8 protein-coding genes and 1 tRNA gene are annotated in these 14,303 nt (G+C 62.0%); 5 read left to right on the top strand and 4 right to left on the bottom strand.

The annotated features are described in order from the left end of the window. Positions 1 to 5,523 carry a filamentous hemagglutinin N-terminal domain-containing protein gene (locus RHP75_RS00380; RefSeq protein ID WP_311089975.1) on the top strand — a complete coding sequence of 1,841 codons (5,523 nt, stop codon included), beginning with the start codon at positions 1 to 3 and terminating at the stop codon, positions 5,521 to 5,523. A 53-nt stretch (positions 5,524 to 5,576) separates the two neighbouring features. After that, positions 5,577 to 7,229 (top strand): ShlB/FhaC/HecB family hemolysin secretion/activation protein, encoded by a 1,653-nt coding sequence (locus tag RHP75_RS00375; RefSeq protein ID WP_311089974.1) that lies wholly within the window; start codon positions 5,577 to 5,579, stop codon positions 7,227 to 7,229. Positions 7,230 to 7,238: 9 nt separating this feature from the next. On the opposite strand, the gene RHP75_RS00370 is transcribed toward RHP75_RS00375, so the two are convergent. The 3 genes from RHP75_RS00370 to hmpA are packed head-to-tail and all read right to left on the bottom strand — an operon-like array spanning position 7,239 to position 9,882. Further along, a complete protein-coding gene (locus RHP75_RS00370) occupies positions 7,239 to 8,429 on the bottom strand; it encodes an NnrS family protein (protein ID WP_311089973.1) in 1,191 nt (396 codons plus the stop codon). Then, entirely contained in the window at positions 8,416 to 8,670 is a 255-nt protein-coding gene (locus RHP75_RS00365; RefSeq protein ID WP_311089972.1) for a transmembrane sensor/regulator PpyR, read from the bottom strand. The genes RHP75_RS00370 and RHP75_RS00365 overlap by 14 nt, the downstream gene beginning before the upstream one ends. A 30-nt stretch (positions 8,671 to 8,700) precedes the next feature. Continuing rightward, complete coding sequence (gene hmpA, locus RHP75_RS00360; RefSeq protein WP_311089971.1) at positions 8,701 to 9,882, bottom strand: NO-inducible flavohemoprotein; 1,182 nt, start codon at positions 9,880 to 9,882, stop codon at positions 8,701 to 8,703. A 174-nt stretch (positions 9,883 to 10,056) separates the two neighbouring features. On the opposite strand from hmpA, the gene norR reads away from it, so the two are divergent. The 3 genes from norR (at position 10,057) to RHP75_RS00345 (ending at position 13,686) form a co-directional block, all read left to right on the top strand. Next, entirely contained in the window at positions 10,057 to 11,610 is a 1,554-nt protein-coding gene (gene norR / locus RHP75_RS00355) for a nitric oxide reductase transcriptional regulator NorR (protein ID WP_311089970.1), read from the top strand. 184 nt (positions 11,611 to 11,794) lie between these two features. Next, complete coding sequence (locus RHP75_RS00350; protein ID WP_311089969.1) at positions 11,795 to 13,030, top strand: HD-GYP domain-containing protein; 1,236 nt, start codon at positions 11,795 to 11,797, stop codon at positions 13,028 to 13,030. A 122-nt stretch (positions 13,031 to 13,152) separates the two neighbouring features. After that, positions 13,153 to 13,686: a DUF4410 domain-containing protein gene (locus RHP75_RS00345; RefSeq protein WP_311089968.1), complete on the top strand. Its 534-nt coding sequence runs from the start codon at positions 13,153 to 13,155 to the stop codon at positions 13,684 to 13,686. Positions 13,687 to 13,958: 272 nt separating this feature from the next. Here RHP75_RS00345 and RHP75_RS00340 read toward each other — a convergent pair. Next, a tRNA-Arg gene (locus tag RHP75_RS00340) sits at positions 13,959 to 14,035 on the bottom strand. Positions 14,036 to 14,303: the final 268 nt, after the last annotated feature.

The raw sequence follows: 14,303 nt of genomic DNA, 5'->3' as shown, positions 1-14,303 counted from the left end.
ATGAAGCGTGCCACCCTCAACCACAGCTATCGCCTGGTCTGGAATAAGACATTGGGGGCCTTTGTCGCGGTTGCCGAACTGGCCCGCTCGCAGCGCAAAGGCGGCACAGCTGGCGCCACTGCGCTGCTATTGAGCTGCCTGCCGTTGCCAGCCCTGGCGACACTGCCCACCGGTGGCACGGTGGAAGCGGGCACGGGCAGCATCAGCCAAAACGGCAACGCCATGACCATCAATCAGGGCAGCGACAAACTGGCGATTAACTGGCAGAGCTTCTCCATCGGTGCCGGCAACAGCGTTACGTTCAATCAGCCGGGCAGCAGCTCGGTAGCGCTCAACCGGGTACTGGGCAGCGACGTCTCGGTGATTCAGGGAGCGCTCAATGCCAACGGCCAGGTGTTTCTGGTCAACCCGAATGGCGTGCTGTTCAGCCCCACGGCCCAGGTCAATGTCGGCAGCATCGTGGCTTCGACCCTGAATATCAGCACTGCCGACTTTATGGCCGGTAACTACCGCTTCGAAGGCAACTCCAGCAACGCCATCATCAACCAGGGCAATATCCAGGCGGCCAATGGTGGCAGCATCGCCCTGATCGCCGCCACGATCAGCAATACCGGCAAGCTGACCGCCAACGGCGGCAATGTCCTGCTGGGTGCCGGTAGCCGCGTGACCCTCGACCTCGGTGGCCCGGTAAAACTGGAGGTGGAGCAATCCGCCATTGACGCGCTGATCGAACAGGGTGGTGCCATCAAAGCCGATGGCGGCCGTGTCTATCTGACGGCCAAGGCCGCTGGCGACCTGGCCAGCACCGTGATCAACCATACCGGGATTACCGAAGCACACACCCTCAGCACCGGCGAGAAAGGCGAGATTGTGCTGCTGGGGGATATGCACAATGACCGCATTCAGGTCGCCGGGACGCTGGATGCCAGCGCACCAAAGGGTGGCGATGGCGGGTTTATCGAAACATCGGCAGCGCACGTGGCCATCGACAGCGCGGTAAAAGTCACCACGGCTGCAAGCACGGGCAAGACGGGCAAGTGGCTGATCGACCCGACTGACTTCACCGTCAGCGCGGGCTCGGCCGCACAAAGTACCTCGGGTATTGGCGCGTCGACTCTGCAAAGCGCCCTGACCAACAACAACGTGGAGATACAAACCAGCAGTGCCGGCGCTGAAGCGGGCGACATTCATGTCAATGCCGACCTCAACTGGCAGGCCAACACCCTGACCCTGACCGCCCATGGTGATCTGCTGCTCAACTCGACCCTGCGGGCCAGCGGCAATGCTGGGCTGGCACTCAATCACGGTTGGGATGGCGCGCAGCTCAATCCGAGTTATGCCAACAACGGCAGCCGACTCGTGGTGCATGGCCGGGTGGACCTGGCAGACAGCAGCGTCAACAGCCTCAGTATCAACGACCAGAGCTACAGCATCCTGCGCTCGCAGGCCGACATGGCCGCCATCAGTGGCAACCTCGGCGGCAAGTATGTGTTGGGTGGCAACCTGAACTTCAGCGGTAACTGGACACCGATCAGCGCCTTCAGCGGCACCCTCGATGGCCTGGGCAATGCCATCTCCGGACTTTCCGTCAATCACAGTGCGTCTGGCGCTGGGTTATTCGGCAGCAGCAATGGTGCCAACCTGGCCAATATCCGTCTGGTTGATGTCGATGTGCGCAACTCGGCAGGCGGTGTCGGCGCACTTGTCGGCAACGCCACCAATACCCGCATTTTCAATGCTCACAGCAGCGGCCAGATCACCTCGACCCGAGCCAGCGGCTCAGCCGCAGACGCTGGTGGACTGGTGGGGTATTCAGTGGGCAGCCAGATCGCCTGGAGCAGCTCATCGGCCGCAGTTACAACCATCGGCCGCAATGCCGGCGGCCTGGTCGGTGATGCGACCTCAAGCAGCAGCATCAGCAACGCGTTCGCCACCGGTAATGTCACCACCAGTGGCAGCGAGGGCAATGTAGGCGGGCTGGTCGGTGCCCTGCGCAGTAACAGCCACATCAACAACAGCTACGCCTGGGGCAATGTCAGTGCTCAGGCTAACACTGGAGGTGTTACAGGGGTCGGGGGACTGGTTGGTGAAATACGTACGGCTGAGGCCAGCGTTGCCAACAGCTATGCGCGCGGCAGTGTCAGCACCACTGGCGTGGCCGACCCCAAAGGTGGGCTGATCGGTAAAAATGCCCAGGGGGATGCCAGCAATATCACCACCAGTTACTGGCTCGATGGTCTCGCCACCAGTGCCGGCGGCACACGCATCAGCGCCAACCAGACGCAGCAAGCCAGCTACGGTTTTACCGCGTTCAGCGATAACTGGACGATCCTGGAAGGGCTGGCTACACCCATGCTCAAGGCCAAAGGCAGCGATGCCTTTATGCTCAACGGCAACCTGAGCCTGGAGAGCAACCCGTCACTGGTGCTCAACCAGAATATCGACAGTGTGTCGGTACTCGGCCGCTCAGCCCTGACCCTGAAATCGTCCGGCGATATCGTCCTCGGCCAGGGCCGCCATATCATCTCCAGGGGTGGCGTGCTGGACACCATTTTCTGGGCAGACAGCAACGGCGATAACAGCGGCGGTGTTCTGCTGGATGGCGGTTCAGCCAACCGCAACACCCTCACCACCAACGGCGGCCATCTATGGATCGGCGGCGGCAGTGGTTCGACAACCTGGAATGGGCTCACCGTCGGCAATGCGGCCGCTATTGGCCTGAGTGCAGTCGCCACCGGCGTGACGCAAACCTATGCCGGGATCAATGCACTCTTTACCGATATCGACACTGGCAGCGGCGATATCTACCTGAACGGCACCAGCACCCAAACCGGTTATCGCTTCGGCATCGGCCTGCGCCTGAGTGGCATGAAGATCGCGGGCAACAGTATGACCCTGCTTGGCCATGGCTCGCAGAACCTGCGCAATGCCGACGTCAATCTGGACCGCGGCAACTGGGGCGTGGGCCTGGAAAACAGCACGCTGAATGCCACTGCGGGGCTCAATATCACCGGCACCGGCGGCGGGCAGAATGCCAACGGCGGCGGCAATCATGGCGTATTCATCAGTAACTCCACGCTTGCCGCTACCGGCAGCGCTGATCTGACGATCACCGGCAGCGGCGGCGGCAGCACGGAAGCAAACAACCTGGATAACGATGGCATCCGCATCAACAGCGGTGACATTCGCACCGAAGCCGGCACCCTGACACTCAACGGCACATCCGGGCTGAATAGCAACGCCCAAGGCATCCATGCCGCTGGCGGCACAGTGCGTAGCACCAACGCCGGCGACATCACCCTGGTCGGCGATACCCTGCAACTGGATGCCAACCCAAGACTCAGCGGCACTGGTACCTTGACCATCAAGCCTGAGACAAGTGGCACCACGCTGGGTGTCGGCGCTGGCAGCGGCACCCTGCAGGTCAGCGACACACACCTGGCGAGCAATATCGTCGATGGCTTTGCCAGCATCATTCTGGGCAGTGCCACCACCGGCAATATCAATGTTGCCGGCAGCACCAGCTATGCCGACAACCTGACCCTGAAAAGCGCCGGCGACATCACCCTGAATACCGGAGCCAGTATCACCGGCAGCAACGGGCAAAATGCCGCGCTGGTGCTCTGGGCCGATGCTGATGGCAGCGGCGCCGGCTCGATCTACCTGATGGATGGCGCGGCGATCAATAGCAACGGCGGCCATCTGTGGCTGGGTGGAGGTAGCGGCAGCACAACCTGGAACGGCCTGACGGTTGGTGATGGCTATGCCATGGGCGGCACTGCACAGGCAGTCGGTGCGCAGAATTTCAAAAATGGTATTTCACTGTACCGCAGCAGCCTGAACAGCGCGGGAGGCGATATTGCCCTGTATGGCAAGTCGGCCAACCAGAGCGGCGCCTACGGCTACATGGGCATTTACCAGGAGCAGTCGAGCATCAGCTCGGGCGCGGGTGATATTGATATTTCCGCAATTTCTACCGGCTCCAGCAACGATGGCTCCTGGCACTACGGCCTGCTGATGGGCACCCTGGACGATGGCACTGCATCCAGCATCAGCTCCACCAGCGGGGCGATTCGCATCAACGCTGCAACCGACTTCAGTGAGAACACCTTTGGCGCCGGCCTGGGCCTGTATTCCTTCAATAACTTGTTGAGCACCGTCAGTATCGGTTCGCACAGCGGCGCGATCGAGATCGTCGGCGCACTCAACAGCAGCGGTTATGACGGCCAATATGGCGGCATTTATGCCTTTGGTTCCGGCCAGGAAATGATTGTCTCGCGCAGCGGCAATATTTCGCTGCAAGGCACCTCCACCAACAGCAATGTGGCCGGTATCAATGTCTCACCCGGCAACAGCAGCAGCCGTCTAGGTTATGACGGTGTCAACGCCTACACCGGCAATATCACCCTGAATTCCAACACCTTTATCAGCTATGAAGGCTCGATCAATGCCAATCAGCTGGAATTGCTGGGCAGTGGCGTGAGCTACACGCTGACCAATACCGCCAACAATGTCAGCCGTCTGATTGGTAACACCGGCAGCATCACCTATGTGGATGCCGATGCCCTGGAGCTGGGTGCAATCACCACCAGCGGTGCGCTGAATATTGCCACGCTGACTGGCAACCTGACGCTCAACGGCAACCTGCAATCAGCCTCCACAGCAGCAGACGCCATCGTTCTGAATGCCGGAAAAAATGCGCTGGCGGGCAACGCTGCTGGCGGCAATATCATCCACAGCAGCGGCATCCTCAGCAGCGGCGCTAACGCTCGCATCACCTTGCTCACCGGCAGTGTGGCGGGCAGCAGCGGCCTGGCGGCATTGCTCGGTTCAGGTTCCGGGCGCTTCCGCTATAACACGGATGAAACCAGCAACGGTTACGACACCCTGAACGCCGCATTGGGCAGCGGGCTGTATGCGCTCTACCGGGAACAACCCCTGCTGCTGGTGACACCCGGTTCTGCCAGCAGCGCCCTGGGCGCCCCCATCAGCCTCGCCGGTATCAGCAGCACCATCAGCGGCTATGCCAATGGTGACGACGCCACCCTTGCCGGCCTCAGCGGCACGGCCAGTTACAGCACCGATGCGACCGACAGCAGCACTGCCGGCAACTACCAGATCAGCTATACCGGCGGGCTAAGCAACACCCTCGGTTATGCCATTGCTGACAACAGCGCCTCCACAGGCGAGTACTCGATCATCGGCAATACCGTCCCAACCAGCGAGCAGCCGGTCGTGCAACCACCCTTGTTGGCGGCCGTCAGCACCGCCCAGACCTCAGTCACCCTGCCCAACTCGCCGAGCAGTGGCAGCCGTGCCATGAGCAATGCGGATGGCCTTTCCGCCAGCGCACAAACGGGCCTGGAATTCGTGGCAACCGACTCTGCCGATACACCCAACCAAACCACCCAGGGCGGCGCACAGCCTTCCGGCTTTATGCAGGTCTTTGTGGTTAATGGCGGTATCAATGTGCCGAGCGACTTCGAGGCAAGCACCGACGATGAAAACGGGGAGGGCATCTGATGCCCGGCTCGCCCGTCTACCGCCCTGCTCAGCATTCAGGAAGCGTTCGATCCATGGATAAATCTGTACCCCTCGGCTCGGCGCTATTCGCGCTCGCCGCACTGCTGGCCACTCCGGTACTGGCCCAGACGCCCCCGGACGCCGGGCGCATTCTGCAGGAGCAGGCACCAACGCTGGAGCAGCCCAAAGCCTCGCCCAACTTTAATTTTTCCGCCCCATCCAGCAGCACACCCCAGAGCGGTGGTCCACAGGTGCAACTACAGGGCATCCAGCTCAGCGGCAACAGCCTGTTCAGTGAGGCCGAACTGCTCGCCGTACTTGGCGCAACCACCGGCCAGTCCTATGACCTGGGCGGCCTGCGCCGCCTGGCCAATCAACTCACCGAGCACTACCGCGTTGCGGGCTACCCTTTCGCCCGGGTCTTCATCCCGGCGCAAAATCTGGCCGACGGCATACTGCATTTACAGGTGGTTGAAGGCCGCTATGGTCAGGTCAGTGCGCAGGGTGAAGGGCGCCTGGCTGAGCAGGCCGATGCCTTCCTCAGTGACCTGCAACCCGGCGCGGTGATTGCCAGTGACCAGCTGGAGCGCGCCACCCTGATTCTCGATGATCAGCCCGGCATCAAGACCACACCGATCATGCGTCCCGGCCAGGAGGTCGGTAGCGGTGATCTGCAGGTACAAGTCGAACGTGAGCCCTTGCTCAGTGGTGAGGTGGGTCTGGATAACCATGGCAACCGCTACACCGGTGAGCATCGCGGCTTCTTCAACCTGCGCGCCAACAGCCCCTTTATGCTGGGCGATCAGCTCAGCCTGCGCAGCCTCTATACCGAAGAAGGCATGTGGTACGGCAGCCTCGATTACAGCCTGCCGCTGGGCGGCTCCGGCCTGCGCGGCAAGGTGGGTTATGCCCATACCTACTACGAGCTGGGCAAGGAGTTCGCCGACCTCGATGCTCGCGGCACCGCCAAGGTCAGCAGTGCCGGCCTGAGCTACCCGTTGCTACGCTCGCAACGCGCCAACCTGGTAGTGAGCGCCACCTACCAACACAAGCAATTGCGCGACGAATACCACAGCACCGATACCCGTCTGGACAAGTCCAGCGACAGCCTGCCAGTCAGTTTGCAATTCGATCTACGCGACAGCCTGGGCGGGGGTGGCATCACCTTCGGTGCACTGACCTGGACCCCTGGTGAACTGCACCTCGACAGTGGTTTGCGTGCCGCCGACCGGCTCAGCGCGAAGAGCGCCGGGCGCTTCGACAAACTCAACCTGGACGTTGCCCGCCTGCAATTGCTGCCGGCCGGTTTCAGCCTTTACGGGCGATTCAGCGGCCAACTGGCCAACGACAACCTCGACTCCTCGGAAGACTTCGGCCTGGGCGGCCCCACGGGCGTACGCGCTTACCCATCAGGCGAAGGCTATGGCGATGAAGGCTGGCTGAGCCAGCTGGAGCTGCGCTATGCCATGGGCGCATTCAGCCCATTCGTCTTCCATGACAGCGGCCGGGTCAGCGTTGCCCATGACACCTGGCAAGCCGGCGACAACCATCGCAGCCTGTCCGGCGCAGGTGCCGGGCTGCGCTTTAGCCAAGGGCCTTGGCAAGCCGAAGCCACAGTGGCCTGGCGCACCGCAGGTGGCAAGCCGGAGTCCGACAGCCGTGACCGGGTGCCCACCAGTTGGCTGAGTGCGCAGTACCAGTTCTGAGGTGACCGGCTAACCCGGCTGCCCATCCACCCGCGCGGTGCAGAACATCACCGCGTAGTGACGCACGAACAGGGCAAAGGCCGTGATCCACAGCAAGCTGGACAGGCCCAGCCCGCTGGCCGGGGCAAACGGCACCAGCAGCACCCGCGCCACAACCGCCAACTGCAGACTGGCAAACGCCCAGCCCATCGCGACCGGCGGCTGCAACGGCCGCCCCGTATGCCCAAGGCTGACCCGCGCCAACATCGCCAGAATCGCCCCGCCGACCGTACCAAGCGCCAGGGCGTGATAGGCCAGGCTGGCGTTGTGCAGCCAACCGGCATGCCAGGCTGCCAAAGCCAGCAACGCCAGCGGTAGCCAGGCGTAGGCCAGGTGCAATGACCACAGCAGCGGCACGCGCCAGATTCCGTCGTTGTACCAGTGCCGCAGACGCAAACCGTGCAGCGCAGCCAGGGCCAGCAACAGCGGCAACATCCATAGCGATGGTTGCAAGGCAAGGCCACTGGCAAACAGCAGCGCCAGGCTCAGCGACAGCACCAGTACCAGCAGATCCAGCCGTGGTCTTGGGCTAGCAGGCGCAAGTTGGTTGAGGCCGCGCTGGGTAAAGAACGGAATCACCCGCCCGCCGATAATGCTCACCAGCGCCGCGATCAGCCATAAACCGGCCAAGGCCCCGCGCCGCTGCAATTCATCATCGCCACGCCACAGGCCATACAACAGCAACCACTCACAGCCGGCCATCAGCAACAGCACAACCACCAGCGGGTAATTGCGCCATTGGCGTACCTGCCACAGCTGCCGTCCCAGCAACAACGCCAACAGCGGCAGAAAGGGCAGCTGCACGACCAGCAGCACAGGCAACGGCACCCCGACCAACCAGGCCAGCCGCGCCAACAACCAGAGCGCGAATAACGCCGCCAGCGGCCAGCCACTCAGCCCCGGCCGCCCCGTCCAGTTCTGTACGGCTGTGAGCAGAAAGCCGGCGATGATCGCCCCGGCAAAACCGAACGGCAGCTCATGCCGGTGCCAGGCCAAACTCCCGCCCACCGGCTGCCAACCCGGCAGATAGCCCAGCAGCACCGCCGCCCACAGGCCAATCGCCAACACGGCAAACAACGCTCCACCGAGAAAGAACGGCCGAAAGCCCAGCCGCCACAGTGGTGCAATGGCCAGCTCCTGCTGGCGATCACGCAATTGCACAGCAAGGCTCCTGCTGCTTACGCAGATGCTGCTGCGCGGCCAGGCGCAGCACATAACCGAGCTTGAGCAGACCGGGGCCGATGATGGTCAACGAATGCGCCGTGACCAGGCTGCCCATGCTCAACTGCGCCTCCAGGCCATAGGCACCCAGCAAGCCGCTGAGCAACAGCAGCACGCCGGCCAGCAGCATACGGTTCGCCAGTTGCAGCACCCGCAAAGGGCAGGATAGATACGCCAACATAATCACCTCCCAGGCTGCTAAGCCTCTGTTTTAGCTATCCAGCGCACTGGCCGGGCCAAAGAACTCGTAATGGCTCTGCGCCGCCGGCACGCCGAGGCTGTGCAGATGGCGTTTGACCTGCGCCATAAACGGCTTGGGGCCGAGAAAGTAGGCATCCACATCGCGCTGCTCGGGCAGCCATTGCTCCAGCTGCTCCAGGCTAAGCAAACCTTCGGCATCACCCTGATCGCCCGCACGAGGCTCGCTGTAGCACACGTAATGACGCAGCTGCGGACGCTCGGCGCGCTGCGCCTCCACCCAGTCACGGAAGGCATGCACCCCGGCGTGACGCGCGCAGTGGATAAAGTGGATATCGCGACCACTGTCACGCGCCGCTTCCAGCATGCTCAGCGCCGGGGTGATGCCAACACCAGCGGTGATCAGCACCAGCGGCTTGGCCGATTCACGCAGAACAAAATCCCCGGCCGGGGCGAACAGCTCCAGGCTGTCGCCAACTTGCAGCTGGTCATGCAGGTAATTAGAGACCTTGCCGCCCATCTCGCGCTTGACGCTGATGCGGTACTCGCGGCCATTGCTCAAAGCCGACAGCGAGTAGTTGCGGCGCTGCTCACCGCCGTCCAGCAGCAGGCGCAGGCCGATGTACTGACCCGGCTGGAAGGCCGCCAGCGCGCCACCGTCGGCCGGCACCAGGTACAGCGAGACGATCTCCTCGCTCTCCTGCACCTTGCGGCTCAGGCGGAAACTGCGCGCCCCGCGCCAGCCACCCTCGGCATTGGCGTTGGCGCTGTAGGCCGCCTCTTCGGCACCGATCAGGATGTCCGCCAGCTGCCCATACGCCACGGCCCAGGCTTCGATCACCGCATCGGTGGCAACCTCCGCACCCAGTACTTCACGAATCGCCCGCAGCAGGCAGCTGCCGACAATCGGGTAATGCTCGGGGAGGATCTGCAGTGACACATGCTTGTTGACGATCTGTCCTACTAGAGGCCCCAGCGCATCAAGCCGGTCGATATGCCGGGCATACATCAGCACCGCATTGGCCAGCGCACGTTGCTGGCCACCACTGGCCTGGTGCGCCTGGTTGAACAGCGCACGCACCTCGGGGTAGTCGCTCAGCATCATCTGGTAAAAGTGCCGGGTCAGGGCCTCACCGCCGCTTTCCAGCAGTGGCACGGTGGCTTTGATCAGGGCGGTTTGGGCAGGGGTCAACATTCAGGCTTCCTCGTCAGGCGACACGCTGCACTTGCGCAGCGGTCCGGTTCATATCACTCTGACTATTACAGGAAGCGTGCCAATTATTTTATTGATATAAATCATAGACTTATAATCTGACGCGTCTTTATGACAACAAATGTTTCGAGTCTTAATGACTACTGACGTGTCCTTATGACAGCAAACCCACTGCTTACCGCGCTGATTCCCCTGGTCGCCGACCTGTCCCGCGAGTTGCCGGAAGCCGAACGCTATCGCCGCCTGCTGCAAGCCTTGCGGCAACTGCTGCCGTGCGACGCCGTGGCGCTGCTCAAGCTCGACGGCGACGTGCTGATTCCGCTGGCCGTGGAGGGCCTGAGCGCCGACACCCTCGGCCGACGTTTCAAGCTCGACGAACAGCCGCGCCTGCAGGCACTGCTGGCGCAACGTGGGCCGACCCGTTTTGCCACCGACTGCGAGATGCCCGACCCCTATGACGGCCTGGTCGACGGCCATCGCGGCCACCTGCCCGTGCATGACTGCCTCGGCTGTCCGCTGTATGTGCAGGACCAGCCCTGGGGCCTGCTGACCCTCGACTCGCTGGATCCGGCGAGCTTCGGCCGGGTCGATCTGGATAACCTGCAGGCCTTTGCCAGCCTGGCCGCCGCCACCGTGATGGCCAGCGAGCGGATCAACGCGCTGCTGCAACGCGCCGAGGATCAGCACCAGCTGGCCGAAGCCTACAAACAGGCCGCCGGCCAGCAACGCCCGCGTGAACTGATCGGCCAGAGCGCCGTGCACAAACGCCTGGCAGCGGAGATCGCGCTGGTCGGCAACAGCGAGCTAAGCGTGCTGATCAGCGGGGAAACCGGGGTCGGCAAGGAGTTGGTCGCCGAAGCCCTGCACGCCGCCTCACCGCGCGCCGCCAAACCGCTGATCAGCCTCAACTGCGCGGCACTGCCGGATAATCTGGTGGAAAGCGAACTGTTCGGCCACGTGCGCGGGGCCTTTACCGGCGCGCACAACGAGCGGCGCGGCAAGTTCGAGCTGGCCGATGGCGGCAGCCTGTTCCTCGATGAAATCGGCGAACTGCCGCTGCCCGCACAAGCCAAGCTGCTGCGGGTGCTGCAGAGCGGCCAGCTGCAACGGGTTGGTGCCGATCAGGAACAGCGGGTCAACGTGCGCGTGCTGGCCGCCAGCAACCGCGACCTGGCCGAGGAAGTGCGCGCCGGGCGCTTTCGCGCCGACCTCTATCACCGTCTCAGCGTCTACCCGCTGAAAGTCCCGCCGCTGCGCGAGCGCGGCCGTGATGTGTTGCTGCTGGCCGGCTACTTCCTCGAAGAAAACCGCGCCCGCCTGGGTCTGCGCAGCCTACGCCTGACCGCCGACGCACAAGCCAGCCTGCTGGCCTACAACTGGCCGGGCAACGTGCGCGAACTCGAACACCTGATCGGCCGCGCTGCGCTCAAGGCCCTGGCCAGTTGCAGCGAACGACCACGCATCCTCAGCATCGATAGCACCCATCTGGATTTGCCGACCAGCCAAGCCGCAACAGCACTTGCTACTCAACATACAACCGAGCCACACAATGGGCTGCCGCTGCGCGAGGCCCTCGACGCCTACAAGAAACAGCTGATCAGCCAGGCGCTTGCCCGCCACCAAAACAAATGGGCCGCCGCCGCCCGCGAACTGGGCATCGACCGCGCCAACCTGATCCGCCTGGCCAAGCGCCTGGGGCTGCAAAATTAATCCACCGACAGGCCCGCGAGGCACTACACAGCGGCGGTTCCGTAGCTAATCTTCAAAGCGGGCTAAACACTCGCTCGCGCGAAATGCTGAAAACCCACGCCACCAATAGGCAAATGCAATTTGCTGCCTGCGCCACAGAGGTAGCTAATGGCCATCATCCTGCTGCTCCCTCTGGAGAGCCTCCATGGCCGACGAAGCCAAACCGGACCGCATCAAAGTCGACGCAGCCAACCTGACCATCGGCATGTACGTGGTCGAACTGGACCGGCCATGGACGGACACCACCTTTCTCTTTCAAGGCTTTCGCATTCGTCAGCAACAGGACATTCGCCTGCTCCAGGAAGTCTGCAGTTACGTCTGGGTTGATGCTCGACAATCCGTCACCGTGCATGATCAGGTCACGGCCAATATCGCCCAACCTGAGGCGCTGCAACCCGTCATCGCCAAGGTCGACTTCAACCAAGAAATGCTCCAGGCCGCCCCCACCTGGACCGCCGCGCGCGAAGAGTCGTTACGGATTCTGCAGGCAGTCAAACTGGGCCAGGAGCTGGATGTCGAGGCGGTCAAAGCCGTCATCAAAGACTGTGTCGAAAGCATCCTGCGCAACCCTGCGGCGATGCTCTGGCTGGCGCGCATCAAGAACAGCGACGCCTACACCGCCGAACATTCGCTGCGCGTATCCATTCTCTCGATTGCCCTGGCCAAGGAGCTGGGCTTGCCGGTCTATCAGCTTGAGCAAATTGGCGTATGCGGCATGCTCCACGATGTCGGCAAGATCAAGGTGCCCAACGAAATCCTCAACAAACCCGGCGCGCTGACCGCGGAAGAGCTGTGCATCATGCAGAGCCACGCCGCTGAAGGGCGCAAACTGCTGATGAGCAACCAGCAGGTCACCGCCGCCACCGTCGACGTGGCCTACTCGCACCATGAGCGCCTGGATGGCCAGGGTTATCCGCGCGGCCTGAATGCCAGCAAGATCCCTTATTTCGCCAAGATCATCGCGGTGGCCGACAGCTATGACGCCATCAACAGCGACCGCGTGTACAGCAAGGGCAAATCCAGCCTGGAGTCACTGCGCATTCTGTTGGAGGCGGTCAACAGTCATTTCGACGAAGAGATTGTGGGCTGCTTTATCCGCATGGTCGGCATTTACCCGCCAGGGGAAATCGTCGAGCTGACCAATGGCGAGGTGGGCATCATCATCAGCTGCCCACCTGGCAACAAACTCAAACCCAGGGTGCTGCGCGTACTCGATGGGCAGAAGCAACCCTGCAAGGAAAGCATCATCGACCTGGGCAAAACTACCAGCGACCCCAGCGGCAAACCCTACCGCATCCACGAAGTACACAGCAGCGGCGCCTTTGGCATTGATATAGAGGCATACCGGCGTAAAGGCTTGGTGATCCCAAACACACTCTGAGAGTCGCCAAGGTATCGCCCTGCGTCACTCATCTGAGCCACTGAGCTACTCACCGCCTGCAGCTCGACAGTTATACCCGCTTGTTCTAGCGTCGCAGCTTGCACCCTATGCCAATGGTTTTTATGCGCCCAATTCTGCTCGCTGTGTTCGCTCTCTTGCTGTCGACGATGACGGCCGCCACTGAACCAGCCAACGTGATCTACCTGACAGCTTTCGCGGTGGACAACCCGGCAGACAACCAGCAGCGTGAGCGTGCGGCGCAGTTGGATGAGGCCCTCCTTCGGGCGCTGCAGGCTCGCCAGATTCAGGTCAAGCCCGTCAGTCAGCAGGCGGCATTGCCGACCCGCGGCTGGTTAGTGCAAGGGCAGGTGTCCAGCGAAGCCGGTCGGCGCCTGGTACGCACGGTTGTTGGCTTCGGCGCAGGTGCCAGCAATGTCGAAGCGCACGTCTGGCTCAGTGACCTTGCCGCCGAAGAACAGCAGCAACTGACAGCCCAGGACCGCTCCAAACGCCTGCCGGGCGCGCTGGTTACACGCAACCCTCAGCTGGCAGCGGCAAAATTCCTGCTGGAACGTCGCGCACTGAACCGCAACATTGATGAAGTGGCGGCCGATCTGGCGGACGACATCAACAAAGCATTGGCCAACGTGCACTGAGTGGCAGGCCCAGGGCGGTCCTGCCAACAAGCATCTGCAAACGGGCTTAGCCCTTGAAGCACTGAACGCCTGCGGTGCCTGGTTCAGCACATCGACAGAACGCGCGCCACATCAGGCAATGGCATGCAGCGATTGAGCAGACGGATCGATGTGGCCAAACAATGAACCGATTTTTCAACACCGGATCACTGGCAGAGCTCAAAAGACGGCAGCGCGCATAATCATTCAGGCAAAAAAAAGGCCTAGGTTTTCACCTAAGCCCTTGTTTTATATGGCGCACCAGGCGGGATTCGAACCCACGACCCCTGCCTTCGGAGGGCAGTACTCTATCCAGCTGAGCTACTGGTGCAGCGCGGGCGCAATCATACGCATGTCGCTGGCGGGCGTCCATGCCGCTGCCTTGTTCGTGATTCTGCACGGCAAGCGACCGCCAGCTGTCTATCCGTATAAATCCCTTGAATAAGGGCAATATTCCGTTAATTTTTTCGAACAGGCTATTGCCCTTTACCCCTCTTGACCCTAGGATTCGTTTGAGATTTCAAACGCTCTTGCTGAAATTGCGCCCGGTGCCCCTGCGCCTGCCAAGCACCAGCATGAGCCCTACAGATTAGGCCCAG

The sequence above is a fragment of the Pseudomonas sp. SG20056 genome (assembly GCF_031764535.1).
Classification (GTDB): Bacteria; Pseudomonadota; Gammaproteobacteria; order Pseudomonadales; family Pseudomonadaceae; genus Aquipseudomonas.
The sequence above is the reverse complement of the archived record's forward strand: the minus strand, read 5'-3'. Positions and strand labels throughout refer to the sequence as shown.

What these genes read in the sequence shown, in the direction of transcription:
- RHP75_RS00380 (WP_311089975.1), top strand. Translation starts at nt 1, where the DNA reads ATGAAGCGTGCCACCCTCAACCACAGCTATCGCCTGGTCTGGAATAAG.
- RHP75_RS00375 (WP_311089974.1), top strand. Translation starts at nt 5,577, where the DNA reads ATGGATAAATCTGTACCCCTCGGCTCGGCGCTATTCGCGCTCGCCGCA.
- RHP75_RS00365 (WP_311089972.1), bottom strand. Translation starts at nt 8,670, where the DNA reads ATGTTGGCGTATCTATCCTGCCCTTTGCGGGTGCTGCAACTGGCGAAC.
- hmpA (WP_311089971.1), bottom strand. Translation starts at nt 9,882, where the DNA reads ATGTTGACCCCTGCCCAAACCGCCCTGATCAAAGCCACCGTGCCACTG.
- norR (WP_311089970.1), top strand. Translation starts at nt 10,057, where the DNA reads ATGACAGCAAACCCACTGCTTACCGCGCTGATTCCCCTGGTCGCCGAC.
- RHP75_RS00350 (WP_311089969.1), top strand. Translation starts at nt 11,795, where the DNA reads ATGGCCGACGAAGCCAAACCGGACCGCATCAAAGTCGACGCAGCCAAC.
- RHP75_RS00345 (WP_311089968.1), top strand. Translation starts at nt 13,153, where the DNA reads ATGCGCCCAATTCTGCTCGCTGTGTTCGCTCTCTTGCTGTCGACGATG.